Source organism: Planktotalea sp. (assembly GCF_018607995.1).
Lineage (GTDB): Bacteria > Pseudomonadota > Alphaproteobacteria > Rhodobacterales > Rhodobacteraceae > Planktotalea.
This window is the reverse complement of the sequence record NZ_JABBAL010000019.1, coordinates 39,678-57,889: the sequence shown is the minus strand read 5'-3', so window position 1 is coordinate 57,889 and position 18,212 is coordinate 39,678. Positions and strand designations below refer to the sequence as shown.

At 52.2% G+C, this 18,212-nt stretch carries 18 protein-coding genes and 1 pseudogene; 13 read left to right on the top strand and 6 right to left on the bottom strand.

Annotation, left to right across the window (positions count from 1 at the left end; translation table 11 throughout):
• The first annotated feature begins 129 nt into the window (after window positions 1-129).
• From QZ280_RS07730 to QZ280_RS07720, 3 genes are read left to right on the top strand one after another with little or no spacing between them, the layout of a single operon-like run.
• On the top strand, window positions 130-1,290 hold the full coding sequence (locus tag QZ280_RS07730) for an acyl-CoA dehydrogenase family protein (RefSeq protein WP_293442206.1): 1,161 nt from the start codon (window positions 130-132) through the stop codon (window positions 1,288-1,290).
• A gap of 3 nt (window positions 1,291-1,293) precedes the next feature.
• A complete protein-coding gene (locus QZ280_RS07725) occupies window positions 1,294-3,336 on the top strand; it encodes an acetate--CoA ligase family protein (RefSeq protein WP_293442204.1) in 2,043 nt (680 codons plus the stop codon).
• Entirely contained in the window at window positions 3,333-4,118 is a 786-nt protein-coding gene (locus tag QZ280_RS07720) for a carnitinyl-CoA dehydratase (RefSeq protein ID WP_293442201.1), read from the top strand. Before QZ280_RS07725 ends, QZ280_RS07720 begins: the two co-directional genes overlap by 4 nt.
• Before the next feature lie 183 nt (window positions 4,119-4,301).
• Here the strand turns inward: QZ280_RS07720 and QZ280_RS07715 are convergent.
• Window positions 4,302-4,406 (bottom strand): annotated as a pseudogene (locus QZ280_RS07715) (IS5/IS1182 family transposase); the annotation flags it as partial.
• 344 nt (window positions 4,407-4,750) lie between these two features.
• Here QZ280_RS07715 and QZ280_RS07710 point away from each other — a divergent pair.
• From QZ280_RS07710 to QZ280_RS07700, 3 genes are all read left to right on the top strand, one after another.
• Window positions 4,751-5,152, top strand: coding sequence for a hypothetical protein (locus QZ280_RS07710; protein WP_293442199.1), 402 nt, complete (start codon window positions 4,751-4,753; stop codon window positions 5,150-5,152).
• A 637-nt stretch (window positions 5,153-5,789) separates the two neighbouring features.
• Window positions 5,790-6,746, top strand: a complete 957-nt coding sequence (locus QZ280_RS07705; RefSeq protein ID WP_293442196.1) for a LysR family transcriptional regulator — start codon at window positions 5,790-5,792, stop codon at window positions 6,744-6,746.
• Between the two features lie 33 nt (window positions 6,747-6,779).
• Window positions 6,780-7,784 carry a Gfo/Idh/MocA family oxidoreductase gene (locus tag QZ280_RS07700; protein ID WP_293442193.1) on the top strand — a complete coding sequence of 335 codons (1,005 nt, stop codon included), beginning with the start codon at window positions 6,780-6,782 and terminating at the stop codon, window positions 7,782-7,784.
• Here QZ280_RS07700 and QZ280_RS07695 read toward each other — a convergent pair.
• Entirely contained in the window at window positions 7,781-8,224 is a 444-nt protein-coding gene (locus QZ280_RS07695; RefSeq protein ID WP_293442190.1) for a hypothetical protein, read from the bottom strand. The genes QZ280_RS07700 and QZ280_RS07695 overlap by 4 nt on opposite strands.
• 120 nt (window positions 8,225-8,344) lie before the next feature.
• On the opposite strand from QZ280_RS07695, the gene QZ280_RS07690 reads away from it, so the two are divergent.
• Window positions 8,345-8,983, top strand: coding sequence for a glutathione S-transferase family protein (locus QZ280_RS07690; protein WP_293442187.1), 639 nt, complete (start codon window positions 8,345-8,347; stop codon window positions 8,981-8,983).
• Window positions 8,980-9,861: an MBL fold metallo-hydrolase gene (locus tag QZ280_RS07685; protein ID WP_293442184.1), complete on the top strand. Its 882-nt coding sequence runs from the start codon at window positions 8,980-8,982 to the stop codon at window positions 9,859-9,861. The genes QZ280_RS07690 and QZ280_RS07685 overlap by 4 nt, the downstream gene beginning before the upstream one ends.
• Here QZ280_RS07685 and QZ280_RS07680 read toward each other — a convergent pair whose 3' ends face one another.
• The gene (locus tag QZ280_RS07680) at window positions 9,862-10,470 is read right to left on the bottom strand and encodes a glutathione S-transferase family protein (protein WP_293442181.1); all 609 of its coding nucleotides are present in this window, start codon (window positions 10,468-10,470) and stop codon (window positions 9,862-9,864) included.
• Window positions 10,467-11,423, bottom strand: coding sequence for a cyclase family protein (locus tag QZ280_RS07675; protein ID WP_293442178.1), 957 nt, complete (start codon window positions 11,421-11,423; stop codon window positions 10,467-10,469). Before QZ280_RS07675 ends, QZ280_RS07680 begins: the two co-directional genes overlap by 4 nt.
• Before the next feature lie 132 nt (window positions 11,424-11,555).
• Between QZ280_RS07675 and QZ280_RS07670 the strand changes: the two genes are divergently transcribed.
• Together QZ280_RS07670 and QZ280_RS07665 are read left to right on the top strand one after the other, a co-directional pair.
• Window positions 11,556-12,047 (top strand): OsmC family protein, encoded by a 492-nt coding sequence (locus QZ280_RS07670; RefSeq protein ID WP_293442176.1) that lies wholly within the window; start codon window positions 11,556-11,558, stop codon window positions 12,045-12,047.
• A 9-nt stretch (window positions 12,048-12,056) separates the two neighbouring features.
• Complete coding sequence (locus QZ280_RS07665; protein WP_293442173.1) at window positions 12,057-12,713, top strand: TetR/AcrR family transcriptional regulator; 657 nt, start codon at window positions 12,057-12,059, stop codon at window positions 12,711-12,713.
• Here the strand turns inward: QZ280_RS07665 and QZ280_RS07660 are convergent.
• Window positions 12,710-13,231 (bottom strand): peroxiredoxin-like family protein, encoded by a 522-nt coding sequence (locus QZ280_RS07660; RefSeq protein WP_293442169.1) that lies wholly within the window; start codon window positions 13,229-13,231, stop codon window positions 12,710-12,712. The genes QZ280_RS07665 and QZ280_RS07660 overlap by 4 nt on opposite strands.
• 99 nt (window positions 13,232-13,330) lie before the next feature.
• Between QZ280_RS07660 and QZ280_RS07655 the strand changes: the two genes are divergently transcribed.
• Genes QZ280_RS07655 through QZ280_RS07645 form a run of 3 tightly spaced genes read left to right on the top strand, consistent with a single transcriptional unit; the run spans window position 13,331 to window position 17,000 of the window.
• A complete protein-coding gene (locus tag QZ280_RS07655; protein ID WP_293442166.1) occupies window positions 13,331-14,152 on the top strand; it encodes a xanthine dehydrogenase family protein subunit M in 822 nt (273 codons plus the stop codon).
• Window positions 14,149-14,625 carry a (2Fe-2S)-binding protein gene (locus tag QZ280_RS07650; RefSeq protein ID WP_293442163.1) on the top strand — a complete coding sequence of 159 codons (477 nt, stop codon included), beginning with the start codon at window positions 14,149-14,151 and terminating at the stop codon, window positions 14,623-14,625. Before QZ280_RS07655 ends, QZ280_RS07650 begins: the two co-directional genes overlap by 4 nt.
• Window positions 14,622-17,000: a xanthine dehydrogenase family protein molybdopterin-binding subunit gene (locus QZ280_RS07645; protein ID WP_293442160.1), complete on the top strand. Its 2,379-nt coding sequence runs from the start codon at window positions 14,622-14,624 to the stop codon at window positions 16,998-17,000. The genes QZ280_RS07650 and QZ280_RS07645 overlap by 4 nt, the downstream gene beginning before the upstream one ends.
• A 70-nt stretch (window positions 17,001-17,070) precedes the next feature.
• On the opposite strand, the gene QZ280_RS07640 is transcribed toward QZ280_RS07645, so the two are convergent.
• Window positions 17,071-18,138 (bottom strand): C4-dicarboxylate TRAP transporter substrate-binding protein, encoded by a 1,068-nt coding sequence (locus tag QZ280_RS07640; RefSeq protein WP_293442157.1) that lies wholly within the window; start codon window positions 18,136-18,138, stop codon window positions 17,071-17,073.
• Window positions 18,139-18,212 lie beyond the last annotated feature (74 nt).

Sequence of the window (18,212 nt, the reverse complement as noted above, 5' to 3'; positions counted from 1 at the left end):
TACCAGTCAACGGATGGCTTCACACTCTCTTACAGTCTCCGTCGCAAACAGACCTTGCGTGTCGCTGTAAAACAGGCAATCCAAACGCCTCTGAGGCGTTCTCAGATCACAACACATCGGAGCAAAGCAATGCAGTTCGGCCTAAGTGAAGAGCAAACGATGATCGTCGATACGGTCCGGAGTTTTGTTGAAAATGAAATCTATCCTTTTGAAAACGAAGTCGAACAAAGCGGTCAGGTTCGCGATGAATTGGCCCAAGATCTAAAACAAAAGGTCATTGATCTCGGCTTTTACGCCTGCAACTTTCCTGAGGAGGTCGGTGGTGCTGGCCTGTCTCATCTCGATTTCACGCTCGTTGAACGCGAGTTGGGTCGCGGATCCATGGCGCTGACGCATTTCTTTGGACGCCCCCAAAATATTTTGATGGCCTGCGAAGGCGATCAGCGCGAACGCTATCTACTTCCTGCAGTGCGCGGCGAGAAAATGGATGCCCTCGCGATGACGGAACCCGAAGCCGGCTCTGACGTGCGTGGGATGAAATGTAGCGCGATCTGCGATGGTGGTGATTGGGTGATCAATGGCTCGAAACATTTCATTTCTGGCGGGGAGCACGCTGATTTTTTTATTGTTTTCGTGGCAACAGGCGAAGATCAAACGCCAAAAGGCCCCAAGAAACGCATCACGGCTTTCTTGGTGGATCGCGGCACTCCAGGATTTGACGCGCGCGAAGGTTATAAATCGGTGTCGCATCGAGGCTACAAGAACTACGTGCTCGATTTCACCAATTGCCGCCTGCCCGATGCGCAGGTTCTAGGCGAGGTGGATGGCGGCTTCGCAGTCATGAACGAATGGCTTTATGCGACGCGTTTGACAGTGGCTGCGTTCAGCGTTGGTCGCGCGCGTCGCTGTTTTGAGTATGCCCTGAACTATGCGGCTGAGCGGAAGCAATTCGGGCAACAAATCAGCAAATTCCAAGGAGTTAGCTTTCAAATCGCCGATATAATCACTGAAATTGATGCGGCCGATTGGCTGACTCTTTCTGGCGCATGGCGGCTGGATCAAGGCCTGCCTGCCAACCGCGAGATCGCGAGCGCCAAGCTCTATGCCACCGAGATGTTGGCACGTGTCACCGATACAACGCTTCAAATTCATGGCGGCATGGGCTTGATGGATGACTACCCGATAGAACGCTTCTGGCGCGATGCACGGGTTGAACGCATTTGGGATGGTACCAGTGAAATCCAGCGCCATATCATCAGCCGCGATCTGTTTAGACCACTAGGTGCCTAAGACATGGCGGCTGCCCCTGACAAGTTAGATCGCTTACTCCGTCCGCGCTCGATCGCGGTTATAGGTGGCGGCGCGTGGTGCAGCAATGTGATCACGACCTGTCAGAACATCGGTTTCAAAGGCGACATTTGGCCTGTTCACCCCACAAAGCAAAAGATTGAGGGCCACAAAGCCTATGCGCACATCAAAGATCTGCCGACGGCCCCAGACGCGAGCTTTATCGGTGTGAACCGACACGCAACTATCGACTGCCTGTCCTCTTTATCAGAACGCGGCGCGGGCGGTGCCGTGTGTTTCGCATCCGGCTTTGCTGAAGCCAGCGCAGAGCTGGACGATGGCGCAAATCTCCAAGCAGCCTTATTGCAAGCAGCAGGAGACATGCCGTTCTTAGGGCCAAACTGTTACGGCTTTCTTAATTACCTCGATGGCGCAGCACTTTGGCCCGATCAGCATGGTGGAGAAGCCGTGGACAGTGGCGTCGCAATCATCACGCAAAGTTCCAACATCGCGATCAATTTGACGATGCAAAACCGCGCTGTACCACTAGCCTATGTCGTAACTGCAGGTAATCAAGCTCAGGTTGATCTCGCCGAGATTGGAATGTCGATCCTGCGTGATCCGCGCGTAACGGTACTTGGAATTCATATAGAAGGCATAAATGATATCAGAAGGTTGGAAGATCTTTCTAATCTGTCAAACGAGCTTAGTAAGCCAATTTGCGCACTGAAAGTCGGGCGATCAGATCAAGCACAGCTTGCCTCCGTTTCGCACACTGCATCGCTTGCAGGCAGCCACACTGGCGCCACAGCCCTTTTGGAGCGCTTGGGCATAGCGCAACCCACCGATCTGGCGACCTTCCTTGAGTTACTGAAGATTTTTCATGTCGCTGGGCCTCTTCGATCAAACGCTATTGCCTCTGCCTCGTGTTCGGGCGGCGAAGCGAGCTTGATGGCGGATCTTGGGATCGCTCATAAAGTTAGTTTCCCAACACTTTCATCCAAGCAATCGAGCACCCTTCGGCAGGCTCTAGGCCCGAAAGTAGCGCTCGCTAATCCGTTGGACTACCATACTTACATCTGGCCCGACTGTGATGCGATGGCTCAAACATTTACCGCCTTGTTTGATGCAGATCTCGCGATGGGCCTTGTAGTACTTGATCTGCCGCGCAGTGACCGCTGCTCCGTTAGCGATTGGGACATCGCCTTGGAGGCTGTCGTGCGCACTGCAAAAGCGTCATCAATTCCTGTCGGTGTCATTGCATCATTGCCTGATACAATGCCGGAAAAAACCGCAAAAAGCATGATGGATCAAGGTGTTACCCCTTTCTGTGGCATGGATCGCGCCCTGCACGCGATCAGCCTTGCCCAAAAATATAACGTAGATGCAGCACCGATATTGCTTCCCAAAACTCCAATCAACATCAAGACCTTGTCGGAAAATGACGCAAAAGCCGGCCTTGCGCGTTTCGGCCTGCCTACTCCCAATAGCCATGTCGGCATACATGAGGACGATATCGTCGCTAAGGCCACAAAGCTAAGGCCCCCTTGGGTGCTCAAAGGGCTGGGTAATGCACATAAATCCGAAGTAGGTGCTGTAAAGATCGGCATCAGGGATGAACTATCTTTGCGCGCAGATCTTAAAAACATGAAGAGCGATGCGTATCTTATTGAGGAAATGGTACAAAACCCAATAATCGAATTGCTACTTGCAGTCACACTAGACCCGGTGCACGGGTATGTTCTAACGCTTGGCGCGGGGGGCACACAAACCGAGCTTCTGCAAGATACCGCGTCACTGATACTACCAGTCGATGAAGCAATGGTGGATAGCACGTTGAGCAAACTGAGATGCGCCCCTCTGCTTGATGGATATCGCGGGGCACAACCCATTGATCGTAAATCACTTTGGCACGCAATTGTCGCTGTGCAAAATTACGTCATTGCGCATCACGGCCAAGTGCAAGAGATTGAGATTAATCCACTTATCTGCACGCATACCAAGGCAATAGCCGTCGATGCGCTTATTGTTCAAGGAGACGCCCCATGACCGACACCCCGATCCAAACACATAAGGATGGTCATGTATTGGAGGTCACCCTTGCGCGCGGTAAAGCCAATGCGATTGATCTCGCCACGAGCCGGATAATGGGACAAATTTTCAAAGACTTCCGTGACGATCCCAACCTTCGTGTTGCGATCATCACGGGTGCGGGTGAGAAGTTTTTTTGCCCTGGCTGGGATCTAAAAGCAGCCGCTGATGGCGATTCTGTAGATGGCGATTACGGCGTCGGGGGCTTTGGCGGCTTACAAGAACTGCCGCACCTGAACAAACCCGTTATTGCAGCAATCAACGGAATCTGCTGCGGTGGCGGGCTTGAGCTCGCTCTGAGCGCGGATATTATTCTAGCAGCGGATCATGCAAGCTTTGCGCTACCCGAAATCCGCTCTGGCACGGTTGCAGATGCCGCGAGTTTGAAACTCCCCAAGCGTATCCCCTATCATATAGCGATGGAAATGCTGCTCACTGGCCGATGGCTCGATACCGAAGAAGCTGCGCGCTGGGGAATAATCAACCATGTCTATCCAGCAAGTGATTTGATGTCGGAAGCCAGAAAATTAGCGAATCTGCTCGCGTCCGGGCCGCCGCTTGTCTACGCTGCAATCAAAGAAGTCGTGCGCGAAGCGGAGGATATGAAGTTTCAAGACGCTTTGAACAAGATCACAAAGAGTCAATTCAAAACAGTTGAGGCGTTATACACCTCCGAAGATCAACTAGAAGGGGCCCGCGCGTTTTCTGAAAAGCGTGACCCTGTTTGGAAAGGACGGTAAGGACGCTTCACCAAAGGCTCTGTTTGAAAGGCTCTGCCCAGCAGACATCCACCTGCGGCAGCTTACAACAATTTGCTAGAAGCTTTGACTAGGGTCAGGGCACATAACCAGAATATGACTGTCGCGGCGAGAGCGATTATATAGCGTCTTCGGCGGTCCATACTCTGCGGGTGCATCAAATCACCTTAAACCATTGCGATTAATGAAAATCATGCCGCTCAACACACGTCTGTCATCCACATGAGCACGATCTCGGCTCTTTGGAAAGTAAGGCCGGAGACGCTCCAACTGCGCCTTCGTAAGTCAGTATAAATTGCTCATCATATCTCCCAAAATTGGAGATCGTGAACCATAGCAGCTCGGCAAGATCAATCAGCTTATGCAAAACCGCAGATGAGGTACCTTCATCGCTCGAAGACTTCCGATGCCTTGAAGAAACCGATAGCGTGCGCTCTTTCCGTCTCGCAAAAAAGGGGCTGTTCGCTTTGCCGGCCTATGCAGCTAATGCACATACTGATATGCATCGTGACGAAGGGATCATTCGAAAATATTCGCTGTGTGGCGATCCGTCTGAAAGACATCATTATTAGATAGCCGTGAAACAAGTTGCACCCTCAAGGGGCGGCTCAGACTTGATGCACAATGTTGTGGCAACGGGCGATCGTTTAGAGATTGACGCGCCGCGCAACAACTGCCCGTTGAATGAAACTGCCCCGCATACGCTGTTGTTCGCAGGTGGCAATGGGATCACCTCAATCATCACAATGGTGGGTCGCTTTCAGAAGCTTGGTCAGTCTTTCCAACTTCACTATTTCTCGCGTTCAGCGGGCCATACTGCATTTCGCGAGCGCTTGGCGCTAGGCGCATATGCAGACAACGTCTTTTTCTACAAAGGCTATGATATAGTGCAAACGCAAAATGCGCTGCATGATGCGCTGGACCACTCGACCAACGGTGAGCATTTTTACGTCTGTGGACCTAGCCCTTTATGGACACCGCCGAAAAGCGCGCGCGCCAGAACCCGTTCACCTTGAACGTTTTTAGCCAATCCATCGTTCTCAGGCGAACCAACAAAAGGGTTTCAAGTCAAGCTCGCACGCAACGGTGTGACACTAGATGTTGGCTAAGACGAGACCATTCTCGAAGTGTTGGATACCTACGGTATTATCTTACAAGCTAGGCGTTTATGGGACATGTGTTAGAAATGTAATTGATTGAAAAGCGGATCACAGGGACAGTTTATAAACTGCAAAACAACACGCACAGGGCGACCAGATGTGTGTCTGCGTCTCGCGTGTGAAGGATAAAACACTTATGCTTGATCTTTGATGCTTATGGGCAGTGTAACAGGCTTAGCGAAAGCAAAAAACGCACTGCGCGAAACTCAAACCATCATTGAAAACTAAACGATAGGTTAATTCACCCAACGATCATACAATGCATTGACCTACTGCCCTCCAACGACAGAGGTCATCGCCTTGGTGGACCAAAGGCCAATCGCTTCGATTTTAGAATTCTAAAGCAGCGCTGCTTTACAAACAAAGCTTCGAAGAGATGGAGCCATCACACGTAAGAGTTAGAAAAATCAACGCAATAACTACACAAAAGGTTTTGCAATTCGTTTTCGTGATCCTATTGTTATTAGAATATTATAATTTTCAATGGATCGAAATGGCATTTCCTCGCATAAAAATCCGCGCATTACAGGCATTTGTCGCAGTTTACGAAGAGCAATCGTTTAGCCGCGCCGCCCTGCGGGAGAACACGACGCAGTCGGGCATGTCGACGCAAGTAAAGAGCTTAGAAGATGTTTTAGGAACTCAACTTTTAATCCGCGAGCGCAAAAAATTTCGTCTCACCCCAGAAGGGGAAATTATGTATCGCGAAGGTCAGAGTATCCTAAAATCTCTAATGTCGATAGAGCAGTCTGTGCGCGAAATGCACAGACGTGTAGGAGGTTTGGTGCGGATTGGGATGATCCCTGCACTGACGAGATCCATTTTGATCCCCGCATTGGATCAGTTCAATGCAGAATTTCCTGACGTCGAACTCTCGTTGCTTGAAGAATATAGCCATTCCTTAATGCGGCGCGTCTTGGACGGTGAACTCGACTTTGCGATGGTGCCTTCGACAGAATTACCCGCAGGTTTAACAGGTCGCTTTATAGGCCATGACCGTGAAATGCTGGTGTCGAGCGCGGCGAATGCCATCGGACATAAGCACTTGTCTGAACTCCCTCTGAGCGCGTTGTCGGGCAAACGTTTGATTGTGCCATCTCGTCTGAATGTGAGGCGCAAAAGCATCGATACATTGCTCAACACCCATAACATCCAGATCGCGGAGACCTTGGAAATGGACGGGATGCTGGCAACGCTAGAGATGGTGGCCGCAACCGATTGGATCGCCATGTTGCCCAGTGCGATCTGCTTTCCTGACAAAGACGGCAGCATTCGGCACCTCAATCCGATCAAGGACCCTCCTATCGGTTTGGATTATATCTTGGTCGAAAAAGCTGAGTCTGCTCCACCGCGCGCTGCCCAGCTGTTAGCTCAATGCTTAACCCAGCACTTGAGCGACGTTCTGAACGAGTGGTCCAAAGAATTCGATATGCTGGTGCCGAAATCTTAGGTTAGGGTGATGCGAACACGAAGGGATCGCAGGATGATTGGAACAGCACTTATCGGCTTTGGATGGTGGGGCCAGCACATCGCGCGCCGTCTGAAAGATCATCCAGACTTCGATCTTCGCGGCATCGTCGAACCAGCGCAGGACCTTCATGCCCAAATCGAAGATCTTGGCTTAGGAGTTGCAAAAAGCTACGAAGCAGCGCTGAGCGATCCGAGCGTGCAAGCAGTCATACTCACGTCTCCGAACGATTTGCATGACAGTCAAATCCTTGAAGCAGTCGCCGCTGGCAAACATGTTTTTTGCGAAAAACCATTATCGCTAAACGCCAAAGGCGCGCTTGCAAGTATCGAAGCGTGCCGCAACGCTGGCCTTGTATTGGGCATAGGCCATGAGCGCCGCTTTGAGCCTGCGATTTTAGCGTTGCGGGAGATGCTTGACCAACAAGCACTTGGCGCGATTATGCACACCGAGTTGGCGTTTAGCCATGACAAGTTGAAAGGGCTCACTTCAGACAGTTGGCGCACGACCAAGGCTTTTGCCCCCGCCGCAGGTATGACCCAAATGGGCATACATTTGACTGACCTTCTTATTGCGTTTTACGGGCCTGTCGCATCCCTTCATGCATTCACAGCCGATCGCAGCTTAGGTTGGGAAACAGGCGATGTGGTCACAGTGCAATTGCAATTTGAGGCAGGGATGACGGCGACGTTGCAGGCAATTTTACATACGCCACACTTCATCAGAACGCACGTGTTCGGTTCTGATATGTGGGTGGAAATCCGCAACTCAACACATCCAGATACGCCTGGCGGCACAGCCACGATGGAGCGGTATCGCGCGTTTGAGGACACAGAGACGCAAGTGTTTGACTGGACGGATAGTGTAACAGCCAACCTTGAAGCCTTCGGTGCAGCGATACGAGGTGAAGCGCCCTATCCTTATTCGGACTTCGAGCTTTTGCATAACATCGAAGTGCTTGATGCGATCATACTGTCCGCAGAGACTGGAGAAGCTGTTCAGCTTAACGCATCACCTTAAGCGAGGCGGAATTCAGCGGGAATTTCCAAAGGAGGGTTCGTCCCATCCATGAATTCAACAGTCGTAAACGCAAGATCCGTATCGCCAGTGTTCTCAAGCGAATGCATCATGTAATCCCCTGTTCCGTAGTGGAAATGTTTGGTCTCGCCTACGGTATATTCTGCATCTGTTACTTCACCCGAGGAAAAATAATTGCGCGCGTTACCAGCGCTTAATACCGACCAGAAATAGGGATTCACATGGCGATGAAACGCGCAACGCGCACCCGCAGGCAGGTGCAAATGCCACACACGCACGCGGTGTGTCTCGGATACGAGCACACTGCCGACGCAGCCATTGTCATGGCTTTTCAGCATTTCCTCATAAAGCCCTTCAGGCCAATGCGCGAAGGCCGCTGGATCAGGATTGGTCGCAATGTGATGGGGACCGTGCGTGCTCATGTCTCATCTCCTCATCTAGGTCAAACTACCCTATCAAAACCTGCACTTGCTATAAACGCAATAGAAACCGATGCTGTGTTTGACCACAGGTATTACGAACCTCGCATCAAAGGGCGCACGATGATTGATCTCTACACTTGGACCACGCCGAACGGGCGCAAGGTGTCTATCCTGCTCGAAGAGCTGGGCATCCCCTACAAAGCTCACGCAATCGACATTTCTAAGGACGAACAATTCGCGCCTGACTTTTTAAAGATAGCACCCAATAATCGCATACCCGCAATCGTCGATCAGGAGACTGGTACGCATCTGATGGAGACAGGCGCGATCATGCTCTACCTTGCTGACAAGCACAAAAGGTTCCAATGCGAGGGTGACGAATACTGGCGCATGGTGGAATGGCTGATGTGGCAAATGGGTGGTTTGGGTCCGATGTTGGGACAGGTTCACCATTTCGTGAAGTACAACAAAGGCAAATCAGAGTACGGCGAGCAGCGTTATTCAACAGAGGCGCGTCGTTTGTATGGTGTTTTGAACAGACATTTGTACAAGCGCGACTATATCGCGGGTGACGGCGCGGGCATGTATTCTATTGCAGACATGGCCTGCTGGCCTTGGGTGTCACGTTTCGAGTGGCAAGAGATCGATCTCAACGACTTCCCAAACGTGCGCGATTGGTATGCGCGTATCGCGAAACGTCCAGCCGTGCAAGCGGGTTACTCAGTCCCGAAATTCACAACAGAGGTGCCAATGCCATGAGTGCAAAAAACGAGACGTATAAATCGAGCATCCATCGTTTCACTTTGGGCGAAGCAGTAGTGAGCACAATCCAAGACGGCGCTCATATTCGTGAACCGATCAATCCGCCTTTTGCGCTCGACAAGTCCGATGAAGAGATCGCACAAATTGCAGCGCGCAATAACCTTCCTTCGCATGGATTTGAAAGTGGCTATACCCCAACGATTATTCGCATTGGTGGCCAGACTGTCCTATTTGATACTGGCTTCGCGCCCCGTGGTCTCGACGAAGCAGCTGGCCACTTGCGCCGACGCTTAGCCCATGCAGGCTACGCGCCTGAAGACATCGACATCGTTGCCTTCACGCATTGCCATCCCGATCATATCCTTGGTGTAATGGATGGGGATAAACCAACCTATCCAAATGCGCGCTATGTTATTGGACGCAAAGAATTTGAAGCATGGTCCAGCGGCGAGGGCATTCCAGAGCAACGCGCAGGGACGCGTGACATTTTCCTCAAGCTGATCCCGCCGTTGACGGATCGCATGACATTTCTTGAAGACGGCGACAGTGTCGTTTCCGGCCTCACGGCTGAAGCAGCCTTTGGGCACTCACCCGGTCATATGATGTATCGTCTAGAAAGCGCGGGTAAGTCGCTGTTGGTTTGGGGCGATGTTACCAATCATTTCGTTTTTTCGCTGCAATATCCTAATAGTCTTGTCGGCTATGACGATGATAAGGATATGGCGATTGCAACGCGAAACCGCGTACTTGATATGGTCGCCACCGATGGTCTTTTGGTCAGTGGCTTTCACATGCCGTTCCCATCGCTTGGATACGTAGAACGCACGCAGGACAGCTATCGCTGGACCCCAGCAAGCTATCAAACGCGGATGTAGTCACTCCGTCACGCGCAACTCCTCAAAGGATGTCGCAACCCATTTGCGGTATCCTGCGCGCGCCGCAATGTTGGCGTGCCATTCGTCGACCTTCGGGAAATCGTCCAAAATTGTCGGGTGCAAATCCATGATGCGGTGAAACAAACTGCCGATAGCGATATCTGCCATCGAAAAACCTTCACCAGCCAAATAAGTGCGCCCGTCAGCCAGACCCGTTTTAAGAATGCCCAAACCCGCGTAAAGCGCTTTGATATGCTTTTCCAACGTCGCTTTGTCCTGCTCTGCTTTGCGCATACGCACTTGTTGCCAGAACAGCCCAAGAAACGGAGGTTGCAACGTGGTAGAGCCAAATTCCATCCACATATCCGCGACAGGGCTTACCTGCTCTCTCGCCAGATAGCGCAATATCACGTGGCTTTCCCAAAGCGTAACATCGCCGTCTTGCAAAACAGGGACGCGACGCACGGGTGTCAGTGCGGCAAACTCAGGATCATCGTTTCCGCCGAATATGCCCCCAACAATCTTGTGCTCATAGGGACGCCCGCTCTCTTCCAAAGCCCAAAGCACTTTCTGCACATTGACCGAACTCGCGCGTCCCCAAAGGATCATTTGATCGCTTGAGGGTTGATCGGTGATCCAGCAGCCCCCGGAATATGAAGCGGTGGCGCGGTGAAGAAAAACTCATACACCCCATCTTCCGCACAATCCTCACCGAGGTCTTTGAGGTAGAAAATCTCGCCCATAGAAATGCCGATAGATGGGATAACCACCCAGTGCCATGGCTGATTAGCTTCTTCGGATTCGTTCGGGCGCACTTCGCAGCCCCATGTGTCCGAGCAGATCGCCGCGATGTCGTGTTTCTTGATCCAATGCGCTGTTTCAAACGAAAGCCCTGGTGCATCGCCACCCGCATATCCTGTCCAATCCTCCGCCGCGAGACAGCGTTCTTGATGTCCAGTACGCACAATCACGAAGTCACCTTTACGTATATCGACACCTTGCGCGGCCGCGCATCGATCAAGGTCGTCATTGGTGATCGGGTAGCCGTCATCCAAGCTGTCGACACCTTTCCAACGCGCGACATCAAGAAGAACGCCGCGCCCAACCATCTTGTCGCGCACATTTTCAATCCCGAGGTTCTTGGCACCATTTACCGTCACATCAGTCGCCGGAAATCCGTTGTACATCTTGTCATCAAGGAAAATGTGGCACAGAGCATCCCACTGCGTACTGCCCTGACAAGGCAAGTTGATCGCATCATCAGCATAGCGCAAATAGGCTTTGCCATCGCCGTCTTGCTCACCCGTGACAGCATCCGTTCCCGTCGCCAGCATCTGATGAATCATGTTCCAACGCCCACCGAACAAACCCGATTGAATCTTCTCCTTGAGGTCCAGACCCAGCGCAAATGTCTTACCTTTTTTGATCAAACGACCCGCTGCAACCACATCCTCAGGCGTCACGTTATTCAACGTCCCAATCTGATCATCGTCCCCCCAACGTCCCCAATTGGAAAGCTCTTTGGCGGTGTCGTAAATATCCTGTCGCGTAAGCTTAGTCATGTGTCTATCCTCGGTGTGCATTGCTTATTTATCGAATGACAAATTAAATTTGCACATGAGTCAATGGACTTGCCACACCTTGGGTCTCGTGATTTTATCAAACGATAATTTAGATTAGGGATATCAGACGTCATGGCCGATCCAGAAATGAAGACATTTGACATCATCTTTGAAGGCACGGGGACCATGTCTGGAAAGATGCGCAACGACGTTAAAGTTCATTTTGAAACAATGAACGAGACCTATGACCTCGCAACTGACGAAGGTCCGTTTCACGGTGGGGATGCGACCGCTCCGCCCCCGCTTGCTCTGTTCACAGCTGCGCTGACTGGGTGCATCATGACCCAGATCAGAGCCTTTTCAAAACGTATGAAAATCCCGATTGGACAAGTTACAGTCAACGCGCGTTTGCATTGGCGGGGTGAGCAAATGGGGCGCGATCCTTACACGACAGCGCCGGTTGGTTTTGATCTGGATATCGATTTTGACAGCCCTGCGAACAAAGACGATCAGATGCGCTTGATGGCCGCCGCCAAGAAGGGCTGTTTTATTGAAACCACCTTAATGCAAGGGCTCGAAGTGGGGCACAGGCTTCAAATTGACGGCGATTGGCACAATGCATAGACGGCCCGAATGACACAGCCTGACACAGCCCCCAATGAGCCCCCAAAGCCTAAAAGACTCTCATCCGAAGCCCGACGTCAGGACTTCATCAATCAGGCAATTGAGTTCTTTGCGGAAGAAGGCTTTGAGAGTTCAACCCGCGGCTTGGCCAAGAAACTAGGCGTCACGCAGCCACTTTTGTATCGCTATTTCCCGTCCAAGAGTGATCTGATCTCTGAGGTCTATGACGCCGTTTACGTCAAACGCTGGCAACCAGAGTGGGAGCCTCTTTTGCGCGATCGATCACGTCCTTTGGCAGATCGTTTGAATACGTTTTATAACGTCTACACTAACGCGATTTTTAATCGTGAATGGATGCGGATATTCCTGTTCTCAGGCCTCAAGGGTGTCGATATCAATCGCCGCTACATGCAACTTGTACGACAGCGCATTCTGGAACCCATCCTGATTGAAGCGCGTGTTGAGTTTGGGCTGCCAGACATTCCGCCGAAAGACTGCGAAGTTGAATTCGTGTGGGTCATGCACGGCGGCATCTTTTATTATGGCGTGCGCGATTTGATTTATGAAAGCGCGATCTCCACCGACAAAGAACGCGTGATCGCTGATGCAATCACAGCGTTCATGGCCGGTTTAGAAATCAAATTGAACCGACCTTACCAAACTTAAGCAGTTGTCCCGCGTGCCGGATAGCTGTTGCCCATCGCGAATTGAACTTTAGACAGCAGGAATTCCACGTCAGGACGTGACCACGGCATGTTTGAGATATCAATCAGGTATAAACGTCCATCCGGGCGAACCCAAAACAAACCTGGCTCAGCAAACTGTGGAATTTCAGCGTCTTTGAAGGCTGTCGACAGATAAAGCCCCCAATTGCGCACATCCTCGGCTGTTGCGTCGTATGCGATATCGAGGTTCCCAAGCTCCCACTCCGATTTGGTTTGTGTTGCGCGGTCTTCGGGATCCATAGACACAGCAATGACGTTGACGCCAGCGTCTGCCGCCATATCGGTCAGATTGTTCAGCTTGCTCAGGTACATTTTGCAAACAGGACAATGCAAGCCACGATAGAAGATCACCATCGTGAAGTTCTTCGGGTTTTGATCGGCAAGAGACCAAATTCCGCCGCCAACCAAAGGCAATGAAAGTGCTGGTGCTTGGCTGTCTGGCATTAGTTTCTGGATCATTGATTTGCTTCCTCACTTGATCCTTATTTATAACTCGATAACTTAGCGTGTAAGTGGCGTAAAGGGATGGAGCACGAATCCACCTGGCGAGGAGACAACATGAAAGCACCTGACTTTGACTATCTACTTCCAGCAAGTTTAGATGCTGCCCTTGCGATGCTCGCCGAACATGGCGGCGAAGCAATGCCGCTTGCGGGTGGGCAAAGCTTGATGCCAATGATGAATTTTCGAGTGGCAGCGCCAGAGGTTTTGATCGACCTAGCCAATCTGAGCGAGCTGCGCGGTATTTCAATTGAAGGCGATACGATAAGAATAGGTGCAATGACGCGCTATGCCGAGTTGATGGCTGATGCAGATGTACAAAAACATATCCCAATCTTTGGCCTCGCTCTGCCCCATATTGCCCATGACGCGATCCGTAATCGTGGCACGATTGGCGGCTCCATTGCACTTGCGGATCCTGCCGCAGAAATGCCCGCTCTTCTGCGCGCGCTCAATGCAATCGTCGAAGCCGAAGGACCAGATGGCACACGCATGATCAATGCAGATGATTTCTTTCTTGGCATGTTCGAAACAGCTTTGGATGGTGAACTCATCAAAGCCCTTCACATCCCGGTGGCAACATCCGAGCAACGTTTCGGCTTTCATGAACTCACGCAAAGACACGGCGATTACGCCCTCGCGGGGGTTGCAGTTGTTCAGACGTCAAATACATATCGCGCGGCCTTCTTCGGGGTGGCCGATCGCGCAACGCGCGTGCCAGACCTTGAACAGGCACTTGAACAACAGGACGATATGGCCTCTGTTCTTGAGCATCTCGGCAACATCGATTTCACCGATGATCTCAAAGCCAATCACACGACCCGTCAACGGCTTGCAGGGGTTGCGCTGAAACGCGCGCTGAAAGGAATGACAGTATGAGCCGTTCCATAGATATCAGCCTGCGCGTCAATGGCGAAGATGTGCGCGCAACAGTTCCATCGCGCCTAAACCTCGTCGACTTTTTACGCGAAGAGTTGTCGCTGACAGGTAGCCATGTTGGCTGTGAACACGGTGTATGCGGCGCATGTACATTGACCGTTGACGGCGACACCGTACGCGGGTGCTTGATGCTTGCAGCGCAAGCTGACGGAAAAGATGTCATCACGATTGAGGGTCTTGCGGAAAACGGCCAAAGTGCGCAGCTACAGGCGGCTTTTACTAAACACAATGCCTTGCAATGTGGCTTTTGCACTCCCGGAATGCTCGCCAGCGCGATTGGATATGTGAACGCAGGCGGCATCGCGGATCGCGAAGCCATCCGTCAGCATATCTCTGGCAATTACTGCCGATGCACCGGCTATCAATCCATCGTTAACGCGATTTGCGATGTGATCGAGGAGAAAAGCGTATGACCGGTCCTGCCCATATTTTTGATAAGCCAAATCGCTACATCGGCAAACCTGAGCCTCGCGCAGACGCGGCGCGTTTGCTGCAAGGTCGTGGGAGCTACGTTGATGACCAAAAGCTACCACGCATGGTTCATGCTGCTTTCGTGCGCTCCCCGCATGCGCATGCGAAGATCCTCTCAATTGATACGGAAGATGCACGCGCAGCAAAAGGTGTGATCGCGGTGTACTCTGGCGAAGACCTCGCTGCGCATGTCACGCCTTATGTCGGCACATTGACCCATTTGGCAGGACTGCGTTCCATGCCACAGCACCCTCTAGCAATGGAAGTCGCGCGTTGGCAAGGCGAACCTGTAGTGATGGTCGTCGCAACTTCGCGCGCTTTGGCAGAGGATGCCTGCGAGCTTGTTTATGTAGATTTCGACGAGCTTCCTGCAGCCGTCGATTCCGAAACGGCCCTTGATCTAGAAGCCCCCGTCATTCATCCCGAGTTAGGAAACAACCTGGCATGGGAACGTGACATGGTTGCGGGCGATATTGACGCAGCCTTTGCAACCCCGGGTGTGCATGTGGTGGAGCGCGAATTCCGCTTTGGCCGCCATACTGGTGTTACCTTGGAATCGCGTGGCACGGTATGTGACTATGATCCCTCAGAAAACCAACTGACCGTCTATTACTCTGGCCAGGCGCCGCACATGATGCAGGTGATTTTCTCCAAACACCTCGACCTGCCCGAAGAAAACATACGTGTTATTTCCAATGACGTTGGCGGCTCTTTCGGGATAAAGATCCACACATATGGCGATGAAATCGCAACAGCCGCAGCTGCCAAACTGCTCAAACGCCCAGTAAAATTCATCGCCGATCGATTCGAGAGTTTCGTTACAGACATCCACGCCCGCGATCATATTGTGAAAGCAAAGATGGGGGTTACCGAAGCGGGAACAATCGTTGGTATCGATTTTGATGATCTCACAGGGATCGGCCCGTTTTCGATGTATCCGCGTACGTCTGCGATTGAATGCAACCAAGTTCTGAACCTCACAGGCGCGCCCTATGTTATGGAAAATTACCGCGCCAAGGGCCGCGTGGTGTTTCAAAACAAAACGCTCATGTGCCAATATCGCGCCGTTGGGCACCCTATTGCGATGGCGATTGCGGATGGCTTACTGGAGGATGCCGCGCGCAAAATTGGGATGGACCCTGTTGCGCTGCGCGAGATCAATCTGATGGCTGACGATAGTTATCCACGCAGCTCTGCGACGGGGATGAAACTGGATGACCTCAGTCACAAACGCGCGCTGCGCAAACTGACCGAGCTGATGGATTATGATGCCCTGCGCGATGAGCGAACCGAAGCGCGCAAAAATGGTATCTATCGCGGCATCGGCTTTGTTTCGATGGTCGAGGTCACCAACCCCAGCCCTATGTTTTATGGCATCGGCGGCGCGCCGATTGCATCGCAAGATGGTGCCACCGTGCGTCTTGATGCGGGTGGCGCGTTGCATGTGTCCTCGTCGATCACCGAGCAGGGCCAAGGCACCAATGCAATCCTCGCCCAAATCGCAGCGGGCGTGTTTGGTGTTGATCTGAACCGCGTGAAAGTCACCACAGGCGACACCGCAACCACGCCATACGGCGGCGGCACATGGGCCTCTCGCGGCGCAGGGATTGGTGGCGAAGCGATGTTGCAAGCGGCACAAGCCCTCAAAGACCAAGTGCTCGAGGTCGCAGGCGTGATGTTGCAAACGGGTGTTGAAACGCTCGACATTCAAGGCGGTGCAGTCACGGATTTGAACGGCACTATCCGCCTGCCTTTGGCCGATCTCGCACGCACAGTGTATTATCGCGGCAATGAATTGCCTAATGATCTAAATCCCGAACTCGTTGCGACCCGCCATTACCGCGTCACAGACTTTCCATTCGTGTTCACCAATGGCGCGATGGCCGCGCATGTGGAAGTTGATATCGAAACGGGCTTCGTCAAAGTGCTGCATTTCTGGGCCGTTGAAGACTGTGGCCGCGTTATAAACCCCTTGCTGGTGGATGAGCAGATCAGAGGCGGCGTTGTCCAAGGCATTGGCGGCGCGCTTTATGAAGAGTGCCATTATTCACCCGATGGTCAGTTTCTCAACGCGACCATGGCTGACTACATGGTCCCCATGGCAAGCGAAATGCCAGACATCACGATTGCGCATATCGAGACACCAACGAAGACATCTGTGCTCGGGGCAAAAGGCGCGGGTGAGGCTGGGACAGGCGGTGCGCCTGCTGCGATCTTGAACGCTGTAAACGATGCCTTGTCCCCTATGGGTGCAAGCATTTGGCAAATGCCGATGACGCCAGAGCGTATTTTGACAGCGCTTGATCAAGCTGACTAAAGTCAACATTGCATAGAAAAAGGCGCGCTACGAATTGAGCGCGCCTTTCTCTAGTTTTACGATGCGTCGGTTATTGGACGGCGTAGGCTACCGGCCACTCAACGCCTGCGGCTTCTGCTGCGGCGAGATAGGCTTTCAAAACTTCGCTGCCTGGCATGCCGCGGCTGTCTGCTTCAGCAGCTTGTTGCTGTGGGAAACCAACGAGCGATTCCGCCCAGCCTGCACGTGCTTCAGCAGGCAACGACTTCACGTTCGCACCAGCTGCTACCAAGCCGTCAAGACCCCGCTTTTGTGCAGCATTCAAGGAGTCACCTGACTGTGCCTCATATGCGGCACCGACCTCACGGATGATCGCTTGAACATCTTCAGGCAAACTTGCCATTGTGCGGCTGTTCATCGTCAACGCATTCACAGGCATCGCTCCGAAACCAACTAATGTATAGTTCGGTGCTGGCTCGTGGAACTTGAAGCCAAGGTAGGCGGAAGGGAACATCAGCCAGCCATTGTAAACGCCCGTCTGAAGCGACAGATAGCCATCTGGCAATGTGGATTGAACGGGGATCGCGCCCGCGAACTCAAGCCATGGTAGGTTAGGACCCGCGCCGCCAACTTTGACGCCTTTCAAGTCTGCAACTGTGTCCCATGGGTCCGTCGTGCCCAAGTGATAGTTGTCCCAACCATGCAGGCCCAACAGCTCTTGCTTGTATTCACTTTTGAATTGCTCTTCGAGCCACGGAACGTCGTTGTAGACCGAGCGCACAGCCGTTATCGCTTGCGCCGAATCTTCTGATCCGAAGGGTGCATAATAAGGGAAGTTGTGCAGGAACAGTTTAGCAGGCTCAAAACACATGCAGAAAGCGCCGATGTCTAGGATGCCGTTTTGAACCGCTTCCAATGTTTCTGCGACACCCGCGATTGCGCCACCATATCCTTCGACGAATTCGATCTCGTGATCTGTTTCAGCGGCAACGCGGCGCACCACTTCTGGCACGAAAAACTTTGCAGTATCAGTTACATATACGGCTGGACCATTCGGATGGCCAGAGCCAACACGCAGCGTAAATGTGTCCGCGGCAAGTGGTGCTGTCATAGCAGTAATCGCGAGAGCCCCTAGGCTGAGGGTGACTGTTTTTTTCATTAAGGTTCCTCCCAGAACATGCGGTTTTGACCGCTCTTCAAGCACTGTTCGCCAAACAAGTCGGCTTATTTATC